Genomic DNA, 18,043 nt, shown 5'->3' with positions numbered 1-18,043 from the left:
GGCTTTCAGGAGGTTTGTCCCATGCGGGGCAGGCCTGGGGTTGTGATGCGTGTCCCAACGGTGTTCGTCCGTCGGGGTCGCGACTGTCAGGAATGCGCGTGGAGCACTAGCGTAGGAAACTCAGGACCCCAACGGGGCGGTGCTGCGCTGCGGCGACAACCGAGTCGCGATCGCACCCGACCAGGGCCATACCGGCTCGGCTGTCACCGCCGCCCTGTCCGAGTGTGAGAGGTACTTGCATGCCCGACGGGACCGCTGTGCCCACCGGCACCGAGCAGACCGCCGCCCTCCGATTCCCCGGCGGCGAGCACGAGATGGCGGTCGTCCCCGCCACCGATGGCACATCAGGCGTCGACCTGGGCAAGTTGCTGGCCAAGACCGGTCTGGTGACCCTCGACCCGGGCTTCGTCAACACGGCCGCGTGCGCGTCGGCGATCACCTACATCGATGGCGACGAGGGCATCCTGCGCTATCGCGGGTACCCGATCGAGCAGCTCGCCGAGCAGTCGACGTTTCTGGAGGTCAGCTACCTGCTGATCTACGGCGAGCTGCCGAGCGGGACCGAGCTGGACGAGTTCACCCACAAGATCAGCAGGCACACGCTGCTGCACGAGGATCTCAAGCGATTCTTCGACGGCTTCCCCCGCGACGCGCACCCGATGCCGGTGTTGTCGTCCGCGGTGTCCGCATTGTCCACTTTCTACCAGGACAGCCTCAAACCGTTCGACTCCAACCATGTGGAGATCTCCACGATCCGGCTGCTGGCCAAGCTGCCGACCATCGCGGCGTACGCGTACAAGAAGTCGGTCGGGCAGCCGTTCCTCTACCCGGACAACTCGCTCGGTTTGGTGGAGAACTTCCTGCGGATGACCTTCGGATTCCCCGCCGAGACCTACGACCTGGACCCGACCCTGGTCAAGGCCCTCGACCTGCTGTTCATCCTGCACGCCGACCACGAGCAGAACTGCTCCACCTCCACCGTGCGCCTGGTCGGCTCGTCCGAGGCGAACCTGTTCGCCAGCATCTCCGCGGGCATCAACGCCCTGTTCGGCCCGCTGCACGGCGGTGCCAACAGCGCGGTGCTGGAGATGCTGGAGGGCATCCGCGACTCCGGCGGCGACGTCGACGCGTTCGTCAAGAAGGTGAAGAACAAGGAGGACGGCGTCAAGCTGATGGGCTTCGGCCACCGGGTCTACAAGAACTACGACCCGCGCGCCGCGATCATCAAGAAGACGGCCGACGAGATCCTCGGCAAGCTCGGCGGCGACGACTCGCTGCTCGACATCGCCAAGCAGTTGGAGGAGCACGCGCTCGCCGACGAGTACTTCGTCTCCCGCAAGCTCTATCCGAATGTCGACTTCTACACCGGCCTGATCTACCGTGCGATGGGCTTTCCGACGAAGTTCTTCACCGTGCTGTTCGCGCTGGGCCGCCTGCCGGGCTGGATCGCGCACTGGCGCGAGATGATGAACGACCCGGCCACCAAGATCGGCCGCCCGCGCCAGGTCTACACCGGCCACACCGAGCGCGACTACAAACCGGTCACCGAGCGCTGATTCGCGCAGGGCCGTCCCGCCGGGGCGGCCCTGTAGCGTGCGGCGGGTGACCGATTCCCCCGCGATCGTCTGGTTTCGGCGCGATCTGCGCACCGGCGACCACCCGGCACTGCTCGAAGCGGCTACCCGCGCCCGCCGCGGGCTCGGGCTCTTCGTCCTCGACGACGCGCTGCGCGGGCCGTCCGGCGCGCCCAGGCTGGCGTTCCTCTACCAGTGCCTGCGCGACCTCGACGCGCAACTCGGCGGGCGGCTGGTGGTGGTGCGTGGTGAGCCCGCCGATGTGGTGCCGCGGATCGCCGAAACCGTTGGCGCGCAGTCGGTTCACGTCTCAGTGGACGCGGGTCCCTACGGTCGGGCGCGTGATGCAGGCACCGAGCGCGCACTGTCGGAAATGGACATAGAGTTCGTCCGCACGGGTTCGCCGTACGCGGTGACCCCGGGCCGTGTGCGCAAGACCGATGGCGAGCCGTTCAAGGTGTTCACCCCGTTCAGCCGGGCTTGGCGGGCGCACGGCTGGCGAAAGCCCGCCGACACCGGTCCGTCCACACTGGACTGGGTGGACTTCGACGGTGGCACCGGCGTGCCCGACGACCCGAGCCACGGCGCCGACCTGCCGGGCGCGGGGGAGCAGGCCGCGTTGACGGTCTGGGAGAACTTCCACCGGGAACGGCTGGCCGACTACCAGCACCACCGCGATCGCCCGGATCTGCCTGGTACCAGCCGAATGTCGCCGTATCTGCGCTGGGGCTGCGTGCACCCGCGGACCCTGCTCGCCGACCTCGGGGACGGCGCGGGCGCCGAGACCTACCGCACCGAACTCGCCTGGCGCGACTTCTACGCCGATGTGCTTTGGCACCGCCCGGAAACCGCGCGGGAGAACTACAACCCGAAGTTCGACAAGCTGGCGTACGACACGGGAACCGCTGCCGCGGAACGGTTCGCGGCGTGGTGTCGCGGCGAGACCGGCTATCCGATCGTGGACGCCGGGATGCGCCAACTGCTGGCCGAAGGCTGGATGCACAACCGGGTCCGCATGATCGTCGCCAGCTTCCTCTGCAAGGACCTGCACGTGCCGTGGTGGTGGGGCGCCCGGCACTTCATGCGCCACCTGGTCGACGGCGACCTCGCGTCCAACCAGCACGGCTGGCAGTGGACCGCGGGCTCCGGCACCGATGCCGCGCCGTACTTCCGTGTCTTCAACCCCACCACCCAGGGCGAGAAGTTCGACCCCGACGGCGCCTACGTGCGCAGGTACGTGCCGGAATTGCGGGATATACCGGGAAAGCGGGCCCACCAGCCCGGCGAGATCGCGGGCTACCCCGCCCCGATAGTCGACCACGCGCACGAACGCCAGGTCGCCCTCGACCGGTACGCCGAGGTCAAGGGCTGACCTCCCGCGCGGCCATCCAGCGCGCGGAGACCTGCCCACCCCGCTCAGGGGCGTCCACCAGCAGGACGAGCTGACCGGCGTGGTCGCTGTAGAGCAGTTCGATGTTGACGTCGTTGTCGGCCATGGCGCGGCACAGCTTGCCGAGCTGGCCGGGTTCGTTCTGGCGCAAGCGTTGCAGCAGGACCGGCCTGCTCGCCCGCACTCGAATCCGCGCTTTTTCCAGGGCATTGCGGGCGGCCACACCGTCAGCCACGAGGAAGTGCGCGACTCCCTCGCCGCGGACGACGAACATGCCGCCACCCTCGACGCTGATGCCCGCGCCCGCCAGCACCTCGCCCAGCTCGGCGAGCGCGCCCGGCCGGTTCGGCAAGGCGATCTCGATGTCGAACACGGTGGGCTCCTAATCGTGGGCTTGGCGGCTGTCGCGCGGGGCTTCGTTTCGGTCTTTCGGCCCGTAGTCGCGGATCACTTCGGCCATCCGCAGGCGGTAGTCGGTGAAGAGGCGACCCCTGCCCAGGCCCTGGACACGGCGGTGTTCGGGACGGTTGCGCCACCGGGTCACGGCGGCCTCGTCGTCGAAGAAGCCGATCGCGACGAACTTTCCCGGTGTGCCGGAGCTTTCGAATCGCTCGACGCCGCGGAACCCCTCGATCTCGGTGAGCACCTCGCGCACTTGGTCGGACTCACGCAGGTACTCGTCGAAGAGTTCCGGCGCGGCCGGGTCGAACCAGTACTCGAAGATCATCGCAAGCACGGTGTACCACCTCGGATCGGCTCGTGTGGCCCGAAGGTAGTGCGGAAACACTTCGGTGTGCGCCGAAACGTCGGTCGCTACTGTGGGGTCCATGAGCGGCAACCAGTTGGCGACTATCGGCTCGCTGCTGGCCGACGAAACGCGCTCCGAGCTGCTGTTGACCCTGATGGACGGTCGGGCGCACACGGGTGGGGAACTCGCCCGCCACCTGCGGGTCAGCGCGTCGACCGCCAGTGAGCACCTGCACAAGCTCCTCGACGCCGGGATGGTCACCGTGCGGGCGCAGGGCCGCCACCGGTATTTCCAGCTCGCCGACAGCCGGATCGCCGAGCTGCTCGAACTCCTCGGCGCGACCGCGATCCCGGCGCCGCCGCCGCGGCCGAAGGTGCCGACCTCGCTGGCGTACGCCCGCACCTGCTACGACCACCTCGCGGGCGAACTCGCGGTCCGCATCTACGATCGGTTGCTGCGCAACGGACATCTCACCGAAGACGACCACCACGTCCGCCTCACGTCGACCGGCGGCGCACTGCTGAGCGGCATCGGTGTCGACACCACGGCCCTCGACACGCCGCACCGGCCGACCGCGCGCCGCTGTCTGGATTGGACGGAGCGCCGCGGCCACCTCGCCGGGTCGGCGGGCGCCGCGCTGCTGCACGCGCTGGTGGACAACCGCTGGGTCGCCCGCGGCCCCAGCCCCCGATCGGTCCGCGTCACCCGCGCGGGCCGAGCCGCCATCCCGGACACCTTCGATGTCGGGCCGCTCTGAAACCGGAAACTGTCGGTGGCCGTGTTTATGGTGTCCTCAGTAGTCCACTTGCGACAGGGGAACCATGATCATTGTTTCGGGTTGGCTGAAAGTCGACCCCGCCGCACGCGCCGGGTACCTGGACGAGTGCCGGACCGTGATGGAGCAGGCGCGCGCGGCGGCGGGGTGTCACGACTTCACGTTGTCCGCCGATCTGCTCGAACCGGGCCGCGTCAACATCTACGAGCGCTGGGAGACCGACGAGGAATTGGCCCTGTTCCGGGGCTCGGGGCCGGATTCGGCGCAGACCGCGCAGATTCTGGACGCCTCGGTGGCGAAGTACCGGATCTCCGCTACCGAGCCGCCATAAGGCTTATCGGCGCAGGGCCTCGCGCAGGCTGAGGCGGGGGCCGGTGCGGAGCACCGCGCCCGCGTAGATTCGGCCGCCCAGCCAGGCCAGCACCGCGACGGCCGCGCACAGCAGCACGGCCGCCAGTGCCACCTGCCAGCCGGGCACCGCGGCCATTGCGAGCCTGCCGGGCATCAGGATCGGCGCGAACGGCGGCAGCAGCGACAACACCGTCGTCGCGATGCCCGACGGGTTCTGGGAGAACAGGCCGAACCCGAGCACGAAGGCCAGCACCAGGGTCATGGTGACCGGCAGCAGGGCCGCCTGGGTCTCCTCCTGCCGCGACACCAGGGAGCCCGCGGCGGCGAACACGGTGGCGTAGAACAGGAATCCGAGGAGGTACCACAGCAGACCCCACAACAGCGTGCCCGTCGCGGCGGCGGGAATGGTGAGCACGTCGGTGGCGACGGCGAGGATCAGGCCGACACTGCCGATGACGGCGAACTGCGCCAGGCCGACCAGGCCGAGCCCGATCACCTTGCCCATCAGTAACTGCCACGGCCGCACGGCGGCGAGCAGGATCTCCACCACCCGGCTGGCCTTCTCCTCCACGACGCCCTGCGCGACCATCGTCCCGTAGAGCAGCAGCGCCATGTACAGCAGCGCGATGATCACCAGTGCGATGGCGAGGCGCTCGCCGCGCTGCGGGTCGGGTGCGCCGAGGGCGTGTACGTCCACGGTGGCGTCGGCGACGGTGGCGAGGACCTGGTTCGGGTCCAGGTCTTCCACGGCGGCGAGCTGCGCGCGCAGCACCTCCTGCTGCACCAGGGTGTTCAGCGCCCGGCGCAGATCCTCGTCCAGGCTCTCGCGCACCAGCACCCGCAGCGCGGCGGGCGCCCCGCTGACCAGCACGTCCAGCTCGCCGTCGGCGACCATGGCCTCGCCCGCGGCCAGGTCGGACACCGTGCTCGTGCGCAGGTCGAGCCCCCGCGCGCCCGCCTGCTCGGTGAGCGGCGCCGCGATCGCGGTGGCCTGCCCGGACAGCCCGACCCGGCTGCGCTGCTCGCCCGCGAACAGCGTGCTCTGCATCAGCACGAACGCGATCAGCACCGCCACCGACACCGCGGTGCCAAGCAGGAACGACTTGGTGCGCAGCCTGGTGTTCAGCTCACGCCGCGCCACCAGCCACACCATGCGCCCCGGCGACGGGTCGATCGGCCCGGTCATGGCTGGTCCGCCTCCCCGTGTCATGACGGGTCTCCCACGACGTCGCGGAACAGTTCGGTCAGCGATGGGCGGTGTCGGCTGAACTCGTGCACCGGGCCGGTCGCCAGGGCGGCGGCGAGCACGACCTGGTCGTCGGCACCCGCGGCCAGCCGCAGCCGCGTCCGCCCGTTGCCGGTGTCGAGGACGTCGGTGCCCGGAAGGCCCGTGGCCCAACCCGAAGGGGCATCGGGGGCGTGCACGACGAGCGTGGTTCCGGTGCCTGCACACAGCTCGTCGACCGTGCCGCAGGCGACCATCCGTCCACTTCGGATGATCCCGACCCGGTCGCACAGCCGCTCCACCAGGTCGAGCTGGTGGCTGGAGAACACCACCGGCACCCCGGCGGCCGCGCGCTCGCGCAGCACCGCCGCCAGCACGTCGACCGCGATCGGGTCGAGCCCGGAGAACGGCTCGTCCAGCACCAGCACGTCCGGGTCGTGCACCAGCGCGGCGGCGAGCTGCACCCGCTGCTGGTTGCCCAGGCTCAGCTTCTGCACCTCGGTGGCGCGGTACTCGCGCAGGCCGAGCCGGGCGATCCAGGTCTCGGCGTTGCGGTGGGCCTCGTTGACCGCGAACCCGTGCAGCTCCGCGAGGTAGACGAGCTGGTCGAGCACCTTCATCCGCGGGTAGAGGCCGCGTTCCTCGGGCAGGTAGCCGAACCGCCTGCGTGCCCCGGGCCCGACCGGGGCGCCCGCCCACCGCACCTCGCCCGCGTCGGCGGCCACCACGCCCAGCATGATCCGCATAGTGGTGGTCTTGCCCGCCCCGTTGCCGCCGACGAAGCCGAACAGCTCGCCGCCGCGCACCTGGAAGCTGAGCCGGTCGCAGGCGAGTACGTCGCCGTAGCGCTTGGAGACCGAGTCGATCTCCAGCACCCCCGCAGCAGGCACGCCGACCCCTTTCCCGCCTGTCCCGTCCGCACCGAGTATCCCGCGTGGGCGGCGGCGGGTGTCGCCCGGTCGGGTGCGCCTGCAAACGAGTTGGCGGATTGCGGCCCGTCAGGGAACCGGACGGGGGATGCTCCGTCAAAGATGGGCGGATGATCCGGGTAGGACCATTGGAGGGGCCAGGATGAATCCCGAACAGTGGCTCGCGCAGTACGACGAGACGCTGAAGAAGGCCGCGGCGAGTGCCCAGAAGGCCGACCAGGCACTGCGGGAGGTGGGCGGTACGGCGACCTCGTCCGACGGCGAGATCACCGTGCACGTCAGCGCCGGCGGTGCCACCACCGGTCTGGTGTTGCGCCCCGGCGTCCGTGATATCGAGCCCGAGCAGCTCGCGCGCATGATCCTGGAGGTGGCCAGGCAGGCGCAGCGCGCGGCAGGCGCCCAGGTCGTGGCCGCCATGGCGGAGTTCGTGGGGGACGGGCCCGCGCTGGAGGTCGTCAAGAGCCACCTGCCCGAGGGGTTCGACGGGGACGGCAAGGACGAGCCGTTGAACCTCGAACTCAACCGGGACACCAGGCCGGACGAGGAGTACTTCGAGAACCCACCCGAAGTCGTCAACTAGGAACTAGGCGGATCTCATGGGCAGTGGCTTCAACGTCAACGTGGGCGAGGTGCGGAGGCACGCCCGCACGGTGGCGACCTGCTCGGCGCAGGTGCGGTCGAGCACCGCGGCCGCGCAGTCGGTGTCGGACGCCGCGTACGGCGTGATCGGCCAGTTCTTCGCCGCGGCGATCATGAGCGCGTGCGGGGACGTGTTGCAGGGCATCCAGAAGGTCGCCACCGCCGTCGACGACGTGCGCGCGGGCCTGGAGTCCGTCGCGGCCGACTACGAGTCCATCGACTGGGGCAACGCGGCCACCTTCGGCGGCGGAAAGATGGGTGCCTGACATGGTCACGACGACGACCGGCACGCCGACCAGCGAGCAGGCGGCGACCAACCTCACCAACGACGTCCGCAGCGCCAAGGACGCCATCGAACGCGGCGACTGGGTCGACGCGGGCCTGTCGATCTCCAACGTCGCGATGGACGTCGTCAGCATCGCGGGCGACCCGCTCGGCGCGGCGGCGGGCGCCGGATTCGGCTGGATCATCCAGCACATCTCGTTCCTGCGCGAGCCGTTCGACGCCCTGCTCGGCGACGCCGACTCGATCGCCAACAGCGCCCAGGGCTGGGTCCGCGCGGGTGAGCAGCTCACCGCCACCGCGGAGAAGTACCGCGAAGCCGCGAGCACCGAGACCTGCGGCTGGCAGGGCACCGCGGGTGATTCCTACCGGCGCGCGAGCAGCACGCAGGCGCAGGGCATCGACGCGTTGGCGCAGGTCAGCAAGGGTATCGGCCAGGCGATCAGCGGCGCGGGGCAGTTGCTCGCCGAGGTCCGCAAGGTGGTGCTGGACTTCATCAACAAGTGCGTGCAGAAGGTCATCCAGATCATCATCGAGGCGCTGGCCAAGGCGTGGCTGACCTTCGGCGCCAGCATCGCCGAGGGCATCGTGCGGTCGGTCGCCGAGGCCGTGCAGACCGCGCAGAAGATCATGACCAAGGTGCAGAAGTTCGTCTCCTCGCTGCAGAAGATCATGACGACCGTGCAGAAGATCGTGAACCTGGCCAAGGCCGTGAAGCAGCTCCTGGCCACGATCGGCGGCAAGGCCAACCAGACCCCGGGCGCGACCACCATGCAGGCGCCCACCGTGCGGACCTCCGGCATCGACGCCGCCGCGAACGCCCGCTACACCAACCCGACCGGCGGCCTGAGCGGCCCGACCTACCAGCAGAACGCCGCGCGCGACTACAACTACGACCAATTCCGCCCAGGCGCCGCCGCGACGAGCCCGACCTACGGCCAGACCGCCGCGCCGACCTACGGCGGATACCAGCAGCCGACCGGCGGCGGTCAGCGCCAGGGCGGCAACTACAACCAGACCGAGCCGGTCCGGCCGCTGCCCGCGCCGTCGTTCGGCCCGAGCGGTCCGCCGCCGGACGCGGGCGCCCCGGCGTCCCGGGTCGACCGGGCCAGGTGGATCGGGTCGGCGGTGGAGATCCTGATCAGCCACGGCGTGCAGCCGTCGCGGATCGACACCGAGCAGATCGCGCAGATCGTGGACCGCAACTCCGGCGGCAATCCGCACGCGATGAACCTGCAGGACCCCAACGCGGCCAACGGCTTCCCGCCGAAGGGGCTGATGCAGATCACCGACCCGGTGTTCCAGCAGCACCAGATCGCGGGCTACGAGAACATCTGGGCGCCGGTGGACAACATGCTCGCCGGGATCATGTACGTCCTGGCGCAGTGGGGTTCCCTGATGGCGGCGATGGAGGGCCCGGCGCCCGCGATCGGCCAGCAGTAGTCTCCGCCGAAGGCCACTCCCGTTGCGGGAGGGGCCTACGGCGTCTTCAGAGTCGCGATCGGTCCGGCGACAGTCCCCGCATTCGGCGTTTCACAGTCGGGCCAGCCCTTGCAGGGTGCGTTGGACCAGGTCGGCCACCATCGGCTCGGCGGCGGCGTAGTCCGTTGCCACCAGGCCGATTCGGGTCCGGCGGTGCAGCACGTCGTCGGCGTCCAGTGCGCCCTCGTGGCGGACCGCCCACACGACCTCGGCCGCCGTCACCGCGCTGCCGGGTGCGACCGGTGTCGCCAGCTCAGGATCCAGCTCGCCCAGTGCGTGCACGGTCGGCGCTTCCGTGCCATATCGGGAAACCAGTCGCAGAGGTGCGTCTATAGTGGACAGAACGGTGCGTGGTGCGGCGCCGACGAGCGGGAGGGCGCGGGTTCGGGATGGGCCTGCCGCGAGGCCCGCCCGCTCGATGGCCGCGTTGACCGTGTCGGCCGCCATCCGGCGGTAGGTGGTCAGTTTCCCGCCGACCACCGTGATCACGCCGTTCGGTGCGGTCAGCACGGCGTGGTGCCGGGAAAGATCGGCGCTGCGTCCGGGTGCGTCGATCAGCGGGCGCAGTCCGGCGAAGGCGCCGAGCACGTCGGCCCGTCCCAACGGTTTCTCCAGCACCGACGACGCCACGCCGAGTAGGAAGTCCACATCGGACTCCGGCACCTCGGGCACATCCGGCACCGGCCCGTCGACCGGTTCGTCGGTCAGGCCCACGTACACCCGCCCGTCCTGCTGCGGCAGCACCAGGGCGAACCGGCCGAACGGCCCGGGAACCGGCACCGTGAGCGCCGTGCCGCCGATGCCGAGCGCGGCAGCGTCGAACACCAGGTGCGAACCCCGCGACGGGCGCAGGCGCACCGAGTCGACCAGGTTTCCGGCCCACACGCCCGCCGCGTTGACGACTGTGCGGGCGCGAATCTCGATGGCCCGGCCGGTCAGGCCGTCGACGATCTCGGCGCCCGTGCCCGACAACGTGAGTACGCGCGCGCGGGTGAGCACCCGCGCGCCGAAGACCGCCGCCGTGCGGGCGAGGGCGACGACCAGCCTGGCGTCATCGATGACCTGGCCGTCGAAGGAAAGCAGGCCACCGCGCAGGCCGGATCGGCGCAGGCCGGGCGCCAATGCCAGCGCCTCGGGCGCGGACACCCGGCGCGGGCGGGGGAGCAGGGTCGACGGGGTGCGGGCCGTGCGGCGCAGGGCGTCGCCCGCGACCAGGCCGGTGAAGGTGAGCGCGGCGTCCTTTGTGGACACTTCGGGGTGTAGCGGAACGAGCTGCGGCAGCGCCCTGGTCAGGTGCGGGGCCGTGCGGGTCATCAGCACACCGCGCTCGACGGCGCTCTCGTGCGCCAGGCCGACATCGCCCTTCGCCAGGTAGCGCAGGCCGCCGTGCACGAGCTTGCTCGACCACCGCGACGTGCCGAACGCCAGGTCTTCGGCCTCCACCAAGGCCACCGACAGCCCGCGCGACGCCGCATCCAGCGCGACGCCCGTGCCGGTCACGCCGCCGCCGACCACGAGCAGGTCGACCACCTCGCCCCCGGCGAGCGCGGCCAGGTCGGCGGCGCGCCGCTCGGCGTTGAGGTCTCCCGCGCGCAGGGTCATCGGATCTCCGGTCGCAAGGTGGCGTCGAGCAGGTGGGCCAGTTCGGCCAGCAGCGGCTCAGGGTCGAGGTCGGCGGTGGCGGGCGCGTAGGAGAGCACGAACGACTGCACGACCAGCAGCAGCGCCCGGGTCTGCACGCCCGCGTCGGCTCGGCGCACCGAGCCGTCCGCGTGCCCGGCGACGACCTGCGCGTGCAGGAACTGCTCGGCGACGAGCTGCGTGCTGCCGAGCCGCTCGACCACGTAGGGCAACACCAGTTCGCCGTCGCGGTCGAGCACGGTGCGCATCAGCGGGTCGCCCGTGATCACGCGGACGCTCGCGACGGCCCCGCTGACCAGCCGCGCCCGCGCGGTCGGCAGGTTGGTGACCGAGTCGTGCGCGCGGGTCAGCAGCGTGCCGAATTCCCTGGTCATCAAGGCCGTGAGCAGGGATCCAACGTCGGGGAAGCGGCGGTAGAGCGTCATCCGGCTGACCGAAGCGCGGCGGGCGACGTCGGTCAGCGTCGTGCGGCGCACGCCCTGGTCGAGCACGCACGCGCGCGCGGCGTCGAGCAGCACGTCGTCGTCCACCCGGGTGGGGGACCGCTGCTCAGTGTGACGTTTTGACGTCATGTGTCACACTCTAGACGTGAAGCTGCCTGTGGACCACCTCGACCATCTCGTGCGCGGGAGCTGGACGCCCGCCGGCGCGCCCGACGCCGACCTGCCCGCGCACGCGAGTCGGTGGCTCAGCGCCAAGACCGGGCTCACCCCGACCAGCACACCAGCGGCGCCCGACTCCGCGCTCGCCGTCGGCGAATCAGCGCTCCCCGCCACGGCGAGGGCCGCGCTGGCGGCCATCGTGGGCGCCGCGCACGTCCTGGTCGATGGGCCGGACCGACTCGGCCGCGCGGGCGGCCTGTCCTACCTCGACCTGATGCGCCACCGGGGCGCGGGCGAACTCGCCGTGCCGGACGCGGTCGTGGTGCCCGCCGACCCCGAGCAGGTGCGGCGGGTCGTCGAGGCGTGCGCGGAGCACGGCGTGGGCCTCGTCCCGTTCGGCGGCGGCACCTCGGTCGTCGGCGGCGTGCAAGCGTTGCGGGGCGACAAGGTCGCGGTGATCGTGCTCGACCTGGTCCGGCTCGACCGGCTCGTCTCCATCGACCCGATCTCGCGGCTCGCCGTGTTCCAGGCTGGGGTGGTGGCGCCCGACGCCGAGCGGCTGCTCGCCGCGCACGGGTTCACCCTCGGGCACTTCCCGCAGTCCTTCGAGCGGGCCACGATCGGCGGGTTCGCCGCCACCCGCTCCTCGGGCCAGGCGTCGGCGGGCTACGGCCGGTTCGAGGACATGGTCGAGGGCGTGCGCGTCGCCACCCCGCGCGGCGAGTGGCGGCTCGGCGTGTCGCCCGCGTCGGCCGCCGGGCCCGACCTGCGTCAGCTCGTCGTCGGCAGCGAGGGCGCGTTCGGCGTGATCACCGAGGTCACCGTGCGGGTGCGGCCGGTGCCGGTGGTCGACCGCTACGAGGGTTTCGTGCTCGACGGCTGGGCGGCGGGCGCCGACGCGGTCCGCGCGCTCGCGCAGAGCGGCACCCTGGGCACCGTGACGCGGCTGTCCGACCCGGCCGAGACCGAGGTCGGCTTCGCGCTCAAGGGCGGCTGGAAGATGGCCGCCGTCCGCCGGTACCTGCGGGCCCGCGGCATCGCCGAGCCGTGCCTGCTGATCATCGGCTGGGAGGGCCGCACCAGCGCGGACCTCGCCGCGCGGCGCAAGGCCACGCTGCGCGTGCTGCACGGCACCCGGATGGTCTCGCTCGGTACCGCGGCGGGGCAGGCGTGGCGGCACGGCCGGTTCGCGGGCCCCCGCCAGCGCGACGCGCTCATGGACGCGGGCGTGTGCGTGGAGACCCTGGAGACCGCCACCTACTGGTCGAAGCTGAACCGCCTGCGCACCGAGGTCCGCGACGCCCTGGCCGCCGCGCTGACCGCGCCCGGCCGCACACCGGTCGTCGCCTGCCACATCTCGCACTCCTACGAGACCGGCGCCTCGCTGTACTTCACCGTGCTGGTGCCGCGCGACCTCGGCGACCCGATGGGCCAGTGGGAGGCGGCGAAGAAGTCCGCCTGCGAGGCCATCACCGCGGACTCGCTCGGCACCATCTCCCACCACCACGCGACCGGCGTCGACCACAAGCCCTACCTGCCGCGCGAGATCGGCACCGTCGGCGTGGATGTGCTGGCCGCGGTGAAACGCGAACTCGACCCGGACGGTGTCCTCAACCCCGGCAAGCTGATTTAGGTTCTGCGCACCACACCGAGGGCGACGATGCCGATCACGCCGCCGAAGAACAGCAGCGACGTGGTGGTGCGCCGGTCGCTGATCGCGCGCTCGCAGATGTCGACGTAGGCCACGGTGGTCGGCCGGTCGTCGAACCCGAGGCTGTCGACCACGGCGCGCGTCTCGACGTCGCCGATGGCGTTTCCGCAGCTCACGGCGGCGGGTTTGGCTGGGTCGGGGCCCGCCACGCGCACCGGCAGCAGGGCCAGCAGCAGGCCGAGCAGCAGGCCCACGGTGGCCAGCACGGCGGCGAACCGGCGCGGGCTCAGGGTGACATGGGCGAGCGGGTCGTCGGGTGCGGTGCTCACGACGTCCCCTCGCAGCCTCGGTGCTGCCTTGATTCGCTCGCAGGCTCGCTCATGAGCACAGCCTGGCCGATGAACCCACGCGTTGACCACCGAATGGCGGAAGACCCCGCGACACGGCGCGGGTGTCCCAGGGTCTTCCTGTCGCGGCTCACGGTCCTCGGGAGGCTCCGGTACGCCGCTGGTGACCCCGGCCGGGCTCACCTCCGCGGCATGCCCGATGGGCCGAGTGGGCGGCGTCGGGTCTCGGCGCCGCCCACCGGGTCTCAGGGGGTGTCGACCTGGTCCGGCCGCACCGCGGACCGCCGCGCGGGCATGTCCGACGGCGACGGCGTCCGCGGCACTTCCCGCGACTCGTCCGCCTCGGCGTGCTCGGGCTCGTGGACGTCGGCGCCGACCAGGTCATTCGGTCTCATGTGCCCCACGGTCACCCCGGACCGGCCGGGGCGCAACCGCGACCGGTCGGGATCGGTTCCCCCTAAAGGGAAAGCGGTCACCCAAGGCCCCGGACAGGCTGACCGAAAGGAGTGGCCGGGCTACCCGATCGAGCGGTCTTCGGCCGGTTCGGTGGGCCGGTGGTGAACCGCGCGTACGCCATGGCCCTCGGGCGGGACAACGGGCCGCGTTCACCCCATCGGGGTCTCGATCGGCCAGGGGGTGGTGAGCGGGGTCATGCCGTCGACCGGGCCGGTCCAGATGTAGGTCCAACACTGGGTGCCGTCGGCCAGGACGGCGCGGACTCGGGCGTAGCCCGCGCCCTCGTACTCGTCCAGGGCGGCCAGTGCGGTCGGGGTGCGCAGCCGCACCTGCCGGCCGGGTACGCCGGGGCCGTCGCCGAGGCGCAGCGCGGGGTAGCCGAGGCCGGTGTCGAACAGCGTGCCGGACAGGTGGGCGGGACGCGGCGGGCCTGCCGCGTGCGGGGCGAGCAGGGGCCACGCGGTGGCGCCGGGCTGGAGGGTGCCGTAGACGAACAGGGTGCTGGGGAACGAGTCCGGGTCGGGCGGGCCGGTGAGTACCTCCGTGTCGAGGCCGTCGCTCGTGGCGGGGTGGCCGACGAGGGTGACCGCGGCTGACTGCGGCACGTCGAAGCACCGCACTGGTGCGCCGTCGACCAGGAGGGGGCGGCGGCGGTCGGATCGGCCGACGTAGGCGGGCACCCGGTCGAGTACGGCGCCGTCGGCGAGGGTGACGCGGCCGGAGGCGACCCGGGCGAGTTGGTAGCGGTCGCCGCGGCCTTCGCAGGTGTCGACGACGCGGAGCTGGTCGGGAGTCAGCATCAGCACGGCGTGCTCCTCGACCACCCCGGGCAGCGCGGCCAGCACCACCGGCCGCTGGCCGTCGACCACGCGCAGGCCCGCGGCCCACACCGCGGCCAACCCCTCGCACCGGGCGTGCAGCACGACGACCGGGCCGTGCAGGCCGAGCGCGCCGCGCAGCCACGTCAGCTTCGACGGGCACGCGTTCGACCCGTAGGACAGCACCGGCACGCGCGCGGCCAGCGGAGCGCACTCCCTTGCGGCGAGCCAGGAATCGAGGTCGACTCCCGCGACGCGCCAGCCCGCCGGGTCCGGGGTCAGCGGCAGGCCACCGCGGGCGTCGTGCACGTAGGAGCCGGGCGGGCGGGCGCCTGGATAGGGCACGGCCGGGAAGTCGGCGTCGGTGAACAACGGATCTCCTCGGCGGTTACCCGGCCGCCTTGCGTTCGTCGTAGGCTCCTTGCGCGACAAGGACTTCCGGCATGCTGCGGTCGATCTGCCGGTACAGCGCCCGGATGTGCTCGGCCATCGGGACGCCGAGGTCGGTGAGCGAGTAGTCGACGTGTGGCGGGATCACCGGCCGCACCTCGCGGTGTACCAGGCCGTCGCGCTCCAATGCCTGCAGCGTCTGCGCGAGCATCTTCTCGCTGACGCCGCCGACCGTGCGCCGCAGTTCGCCGAAGCGCTGCGTGCCGTCCAGCAGCGCGCCCAGCACGAGCACGCCCCAACGGCTCGCCACGTGCTCCATCACCGCCCGACCCGGACAGTTCCGATCGAACACGTCGAACTCCGTGTCCCCGCTCACATTGAGCATCGTGGCCGCGCCTCTCACCATGATTCTTTCCTTGAGGTAAGTATAGAACTTCAAGGTAGGTACTTACGAGAAGAAAGTAGCAATCCTACGGTGAGCGAACGCATTCGATGAGGGAGTGACCACAGTGACGATCTTGGTGACCGGTGCGACCGGACAGCTCGGCGGACTCGCCGTGCGACACCTGCTGGACCGCGTGCCCGCCGGGGACCTGGCGGTCTCCGTGCGCGACGCAGGCAAGGCCGCCGACCTGGCCGCGCGCGGCGTGGCCGTGCGGCGGGGCGACTTCGCCGACCCGGCGAGCCTGGACTTCGCGGGCGTCGACACGCTGCTGCTGGTCTCGGCGGACGGACCCGACGACCTGCGGATCGCCATGCACGCCAACGCGATCGACGCGGCCGAGCGGGCGGGGGTGCGTCGCGTGGTCTACACGAGTGTGGTGGCCGCGGACACCTCACCGCTCGCGCTGGCCCGCGTGCACGTCGCGACCGAGCGCCGCATCCGGGCATCCGGGCGCGCGTTCACCATCCTGCGCAACGGTTTGTACCACGAGAACTACACCGCCGGACTGCCCGGCGCGCTCGACCGCGGCGCCCTGGTGACCGCGACGGGCGAGGGCCGCGTTGCCAGTGTCGCCCGGGACGACCTCGCGCTGGCCGCGGCGATCGTGGCCACCGGGGACGGCCACGACGGGCGCACCTACGAGCTGACCGGCGACCGTGCCTGGAGCTTCGACGAGCTGGCCGAGGCCGCCGCCGAGGTTGCCGGGAAACCGTTGCCGCACAAGAGTGTCAGTGGTGGCGAGCTGCGCGCGGGGCTGCTCGCGGCCGGTCTGCCGGAGTTCGTCGCGGACCTGCTGGCCGACATCGACGCAGGCATCCGGGCGGACGCGCTCAGCACGGTCCGCCCCGATCTGGCCGACCTGATCGGCCGCGCGCCCGCGCCGGTCGAGCAGGCCGTGCGGGCCGCGCTGTAGACATGTACCGATGGGGTGCCGCCGATGCCGTCCCACCTGGCGGCACCCCATCGATCCCCCGACCCCCCCGAACTGTCCGCGGGTGCGTCACGCCCGGGGCAGCCGCCAGTGCGGCGGAGTGATCACGTACGCGACCCCGCCGGAGCCGCCCGCGACCGAGCCGCTCGCCGTGTAGCGCTTGGTGCGCAGCCAGATGTTCTCGAACTGGGCGCGGTCGTAGACCCGGCGCACCGCCGCGTTGCCGCTCGACGCCGGGTCGTTGGCGATCACGTCGCCGTCGGCGGTGAACCCGATGACGACCATCAGGTGCCCGGCCGTGCCGTACCCGGCGCCGTCGAGTTCCTCGGCGTGGAACGACTGCGAGGTGATCACCGGGATGCCCCTGGCGATGTAGCGCTCCAGTTCGGTCAGCGACCCGAGTCGGGTGACGTGGCCGGACAGGCCCAGCGTCGCCGCGTACGCGGTGTTGAACGGCCAGTTGCCGGTGCCGTCGTAGTCGCGGTCGTAGGTGTAGCGGGCCGCGTGGTCCACGCTCGGGTCCGCGTACGCCGGGTCGACCCACGCCAGGTCGGCCGCGCTCGGGCGGCGGCCCCAGTACTCGACCACCATCTCCGTCGAGGTCGGGCTGCACCACGCCTCGCCGCCGCCGCCGTACTGCGGGTACTCCCCGACGTGGGTGTTCTGCGAGTACCGCGGCACCCGCAGCTCGATCCCCCGCGCGGGGCCGGGGGTGCTCGCGGGCACGGTGAACCGGTCGGGGATGGCGGAGGTCATCGCGCCCACCATGCCCAGGCTCGGCGACGCGGCGGTGCCCGCGAGCCGGTACAGCGTCACCCGGAGCTGGTAGCTGCGCAGCGGCACGTCCTTGCGCGCGACGAACGTGTCCACATCGACGTAGCCCGCCGCGTCGGACTGGTCCGGCACGCTGGTGCGGATGATGTCGGCGTCGCCGGAGGCCCAGCGGCCCATCGTGTACCAGCGCGGGCCGTCGGCGCGCAGCTCGACGGCGAGCCAGGTGCCCGCCGGCGTGGTCGCGTTCCACGACGCGACGAGTTGGGTGGCGTCGAACCCGGGCCGGTACACCGGCGAGGTCCAGGTGCCGTAGTCGTAGGTCCTGGTCGTGCCCAGCTCGGGCTCGGTGTGCTCGACGGTGCCCGCGGGCGTGCCGACGCGCAGGTCGCCGCGCGCGCCGAGGCGCACGCCCGCGGACTGGCCCGCGTGGAAGTCGCGGGGGGATTTCCACTGGTGGAAGTCGACCGGGGCGCCTGAGGTGGCGGTGGCGGGCACGGGCAGCAGGGTGGCCGCGAACGCCAGCGCGAGGACACCGGTGGCGAGCAGACGCAATCTCATGGGAGAGATTTTCACGCTTGCCCGCTGTTATGTAA

Annotated in this window: 20 protein-coding genes; 9 read left to right on the top strand and 11 right to left on the bottom strand. The window is 71.7% G+C overall.

Features of this window, described 5'->3' with window-relative positions:
* The first annotated feature begins 239 nt into the window (after positions 1-239).
* Both ACT4N7_RS00190 and ACT4N7_RS00185 read left to right on the top strand, forming a co-directional pair.
* Positions 240-1,556: a citrate synthase gene (locus ACT4N7_RS00190; RefSeq protein WP_444826453.1), complete on the top strand. Its 1,317-nt coding sequence runs from the start codon at positions 240-242 to the stop codon at positions 1,554-1,556.
* Between the two features lie 46 nt (positions 1,557-1,602).
* The gene (locus tag ACT4N7_RS00185) at positions 1,603-2,946 is read left to right on the top strand and encodes a cryptochrome/photolyase family protein (protein WP_444826452.1); all 1,344 of its coding nucleotides are present in this window, start codon (positions 1,603-1,605) and stop codon (positions 2,944-2,946) included.
* Here ACT4N7_RS00185 and ACT4N7_RS00180 read toward each other — a convergent pair.
* Both ACT4N7_RS00180 and ACT4N7_RS00175 read right to left on the bottom strand, forming a co-directional pair.
* Positions 2,936-3,337 (bottom strand): hypothetical protein, encoded by a 402-nt coding sequence (locus ACT4N7_RS00180; RefSeq protein ID WP_444826451.1) that lies wholly within the window; start codon positions 3,335-3,337, stop codon positions 2,936-2,938. The genes ACT4N7_RS00185 and ACT4N7_RS00180 overlap by 11 nt on opposite strands.
* Before the next feature lie 9 nt (positions 3,338-3,346).
* A complete protein-coding gene (locus tag ACT4N7_RS00175) occupies positions 3,347-3,691 on the bottom strand; it encodes an antibiotic biosynthesis monooxygenase family protein (protein ID WP_444826450.1) in 345 nt (114 codons plus the stop codon).
* Positions 3,692-3,791: 100 nt separating this feature from the next.
* Between ACT4N7_RS00175 and ACT4N7_RS00170 the strand changes: the two genes are divergently transcribed.
* Positions 3,792-4,469, top strand: a complete 678-nt coding sequence (locus ACT4N7_RS00170) for an ArsR/SmtB family transcription factor (RefSeq protein WP_444826449.1) — start codon at positions 3,792-3,794, stop codon at positions 4,467-4,469.
* A 64-nt stretch (positions 4,470-4,533) separates the two neighbouring features.
* Entirely contained in the window at positions 4,534-4,818 is a 285-nt protein-coding gene (locus ACT4N7_RS00165; protein ID WP_444826448.1) for a putative quinol monooxygenase, read from the top strand.
* Between the two features lie 3 nt (positions 4,819-4,821).
* Here the strand turns inward: ACT4N7_RS00165 and ACT4N7_RS00160 are convergent, their stop codons facing one another.
* Positions 4,822-6,024, bottom strand: coding sequence for an ABC transporter permease (locus ACT4N7_RS00160; protein ID WP_444826447.1), 1,203 nt, complete (start codon positions 6,022-6,024; stop codon positions 4,822-4,824).
* Positions 6,025-6,044: 20 nt separating this feature from the next.
* The gene (locus ACT4N7_RS00155) at positions 6,045-6,953 is read right to left on the bottom strand and encodes an ABC transporter ATP-binding protein (protein ID WP_444826446.1); all 909 of its coding nucleotides are present in this window, start codon (positions 6,951-6,953) and stop codon (positions 6,045-6,047) included.
* Positions 6,954-7,134: 181 nt separating this feature from the next.
* Here ACT4N7_RS00155 and ACT4N7_RS00150 point away from each other — a divergent pair, with 181 nt between their 5' ends.
* Genes ACT4N7_RS00150 through ACT4N7_RS00140 form a run of 3 tightly spaced genes read left to right on the top strand, consistent with a single transcriptional unit; the run spans position 7,135 to position 9,356 of the window.
* Positions 7,135-7,572, top strand: a complete 438-nt coding sequence (locus ACT4N7_RS00150; protein ID WP_444826445.1) for a YbaB/EbfC family nucleoid-associated protein — start codon at positions 7,135-7,137, stop codon at positions 7,570-7,572.
* A 16-nt stretch (positions 7,573-7,588) separates the two neighbouring features.
* Positions 7,589-7,897 (top strand): type VII secretion target, encoded by a 309-nt coding sequence (locus tag ACT4N7_RS00145; protein ID WP_444826444.1) that lies wholly within the window; start codon positions 7,589-7,591, stop codon positions 7,895-7,897.
* A gap of 1 nt (position 7,898) precedes the next feature.
* Entirely contained in the window at positions 7,899-9,356 is a 1,458-nt protein-coding gene (locus ACT4N7_RS00140; protein WP_444826443.1) for a hypothetical protein, read from the top strand.
* Positions 9,357-9,446: 90 nt separating this feature from the next.
* On the opposite strand, the gene ACT4N7_RS00135 is transcribed toward ACT4N7_RS00140, so the two are convergent.
* A complete protein-coding gene (locus ACT4N7_RS00135) occupies positions 9,447-10,991 on the bottom strand; it encodes a glycerol-3-phosphate dehydrogenase/oxidase (RefSeq protein WP_444826664.1) in 1,545 nt (514 codons plus the stop codon).
* Positions 10,992-10,993: 2 nt separating this feature from the next.
* Positions 10,994-11,608, bottom strand: a complete 615-nt coding sequence (locus tag ACT4N7_RS00130; protein WP_444826442.1) for a TetR/AcrR family transcriptional regulator — start codon at positions 11,606-11,608, stop codon at positions 10,994-10,996.
* On the opposite strand from ACT4N7_RS00130, the gene ACT4N7_RS00125 reads away from it, so the two are divergent.
* Positions 11,607-13,271: an FAD-binding oxidoreductase gene (locus ACT4N7_RS00125; RefSeq protein ID WP_444826441.1), complete on the top strand. Its 1,665-nt coding sequence runs from the start codon at positions 11,607-11,609 to the stop codon at positions 13,269-13,271. The genes ACT4N7_RS00130 and ACT4N7_RS00125 overlap by 2 nt on opposite strands.
* Here the strand turns inward: ACT4N7_RS00125 and ACT4N7_RS00120 are convergent.
* The 4 genes from ACT4N7_RS00120 to ACT4N7_RS00105 all read right to left on the bottom strand — a co-directional run bounded on the left by ACT4N7_RS00120 (position 13,268) and on the right by ACT4N7_RS00105 (position 15,685).
* Positions 13,268-13,618, bottom strand: a complete 351-nt coding sequence (locus ACT4N7_RS00120) for a hypothetical protein (protein WP_444826440.1) — start codon at positions 13,616-13,618, stop codon at positions 13,268-13,270. The genes ACT4N7_RS00125 and ACT4N7_RS00120 overlap by 4 nt on opposite strands.
* A gap of 263 nt (positions 13,619-13,881) precedes the next feature.
* A complete protein-coding gene (locus ACT4N7_RS00115; RefSeq protein ID WP_444826439.1) occupies positions 13,882-14,031 on the bottom strand; it encodes a hypothetical protein in 150 nt (49 codons plus the stop codon).
* Between the two features lie 210 nt (positions 14,032-14,241).
* On the bottom strand, positions 14,242-15,282 hold the full coding sequence (locus ACT4N7_RS00110; RefSeq protein WP_444826438.1) for a gamma-glutamylcyclotransferase family protein: 1,041 nt from the start codon (positions 15,280-15,282) through the stop codon (positions 14,242-14,244).
* Between the two features lie 16 nt (positions 15,283-15,298).
* On the bottom strand, positions 15,299-15,685 hold the full coding sequence (locus tag ACT4N7_RS00105) for a winged helix-turn-helix transcriptional regulator (protein ID WP_444826663.1): 387 nt from the start codon (positions 15,683-15,685) through the stop codon (positions 15,299-15,301).
* Between the two features lie 124 nt (positions 15,686-15,809).
* Between ACT4N7_RS00105 and ACT4N7_RS00100 the strand changes: the two genes are divergently transcribed.
* Entirely contained in the window at positions 15,810-16,658 is an 849-nt protein-coding gene (locus ACT4N7_RS00100; RefSeq protein WP_444826437.1) for an SDR family oxidoreductase, read from the top strand.
* Between the two features lie 87 nt (positions 16,659-16,745).
* Here ACT4N7_RS00100 and ACT4N7_RS00095 read toward each other — a convergent pair whose 3' ends face one another.
* Complete coding sequence (locus ACT4N7_RS00095; protein ID WP_444826436.1) at positions 16,746-18,008, bottom strand: peptidase C39 family protein; 1,263 nt, start codon at positions 18,006-18,008, stop codon at positions 16,746-16,748.
* Between the last annotated feature and the right edge of the window lie 35 nt (positions 18,009-18,043).

Source organism: Actinokineospora sp. (genome assembly GCF_052390155.1).
GTDB lineage: Bacteria > Actinomycetota > Actinomycetes > Mycobacteriales > Pseudonocardiaceae > Actinokineospora.
The sequence above is the reverse complement of the archived record's forward strand: the minus strand, read 5'-3'. Positions and strand labels throughout refer to the sequence as shown.

Coding starts and splice junctions, on each gene's coding strand:
- ACT4N7_RS00160 (WP_444826447.1), bottom strand. CDS start 6,024: ATGACCGGGCCGATCGACCCGTCGCCGGGGCGCATGGTGTGGCTGGTG.
- ACT4N7_RS00165 (WP_444826448.1), top strand. CDS start 4,534: ATGATCATTGTTTCGGGTTGGCTGAAAGTCGACCCCGCCGCACGCGCC.
- ACT4N7_RS00145 (WP_444826444.1), top strand. CDS start 7,589: ATGGGCAGTGGCTTCAACGTCAACGTGGGCGAGGTGCGGAGGCACGCC.
- ACT4N7_RS00130 (WP_444826442.1), bottom strand. CDS start 11,608: ATGACGTCAAAACGTCACACTGAGCAGCGGTCCCCCACCCGGGTGGAC.
- ACT4N7_RS00140 (WP_444826443.1), top strand. CDS start 7,899: ATGGTCACGACGACGACCGGCACGCCGACCAGCGAGCAGGCGGCGACC.
- ACT4N7_RS00175 (WP_444826450.1), bottom strand. CDS start 3,691: ATGATCTTCGAGTACTGGTTCGACCCGGCCGCGCCGGAACTCTTCGAC.
- ACT4N7_RS00150 (WP_444826445.1), top strand. CDS start 7,135: ATGAATCCCGAACAGTGGCTCGCGCAGTACGACGAGACGCTGAAGAAG.
- ACT4N7_RS00105 (WP_444826663.1), bottom strand. CDS start 15,685: ATGCTCAATGTGAGCGGGGACACGGAGTTCGACGTGTTCGATCGGAAC.
- ACT4N7_RS00170 (WP_444826449.1), top strand. CDS start 3,792: ATGAGCGGCAACCAGTTGGCGACTATCGGCTCGCTGCTGGCCGACGAA.
- ACT4N7_RS00115 (WP_444826439.1), bottom strand. CDS start 14,031: ATGAGACCGAATGACCTGGTCGGCGCCGACGTCCACGAGCCCGAGCAC.
- ACT4N7_RS00095 (WP_444826436.1), bottom strand. CDS start 18,008: ATGAGATTGCGTCTGCTCGCCACCGGTGTCCTCGCGCTGGCGTTCGCG.
- ACT4N7_RS00125 (WP_444826441.1), top strand. CDS start 11,607: ATGTGTCACACTCTAGACGTGAAGCTGCCTGTGGACCACCTCGACCAT.
- ACT4N7_RS00190 (WP_444826453.1), top strand. CDS start 240: ATGCCCGACGGGACCGCTGTGCCCACCGGCACCGAGCAGACCGCCGCC.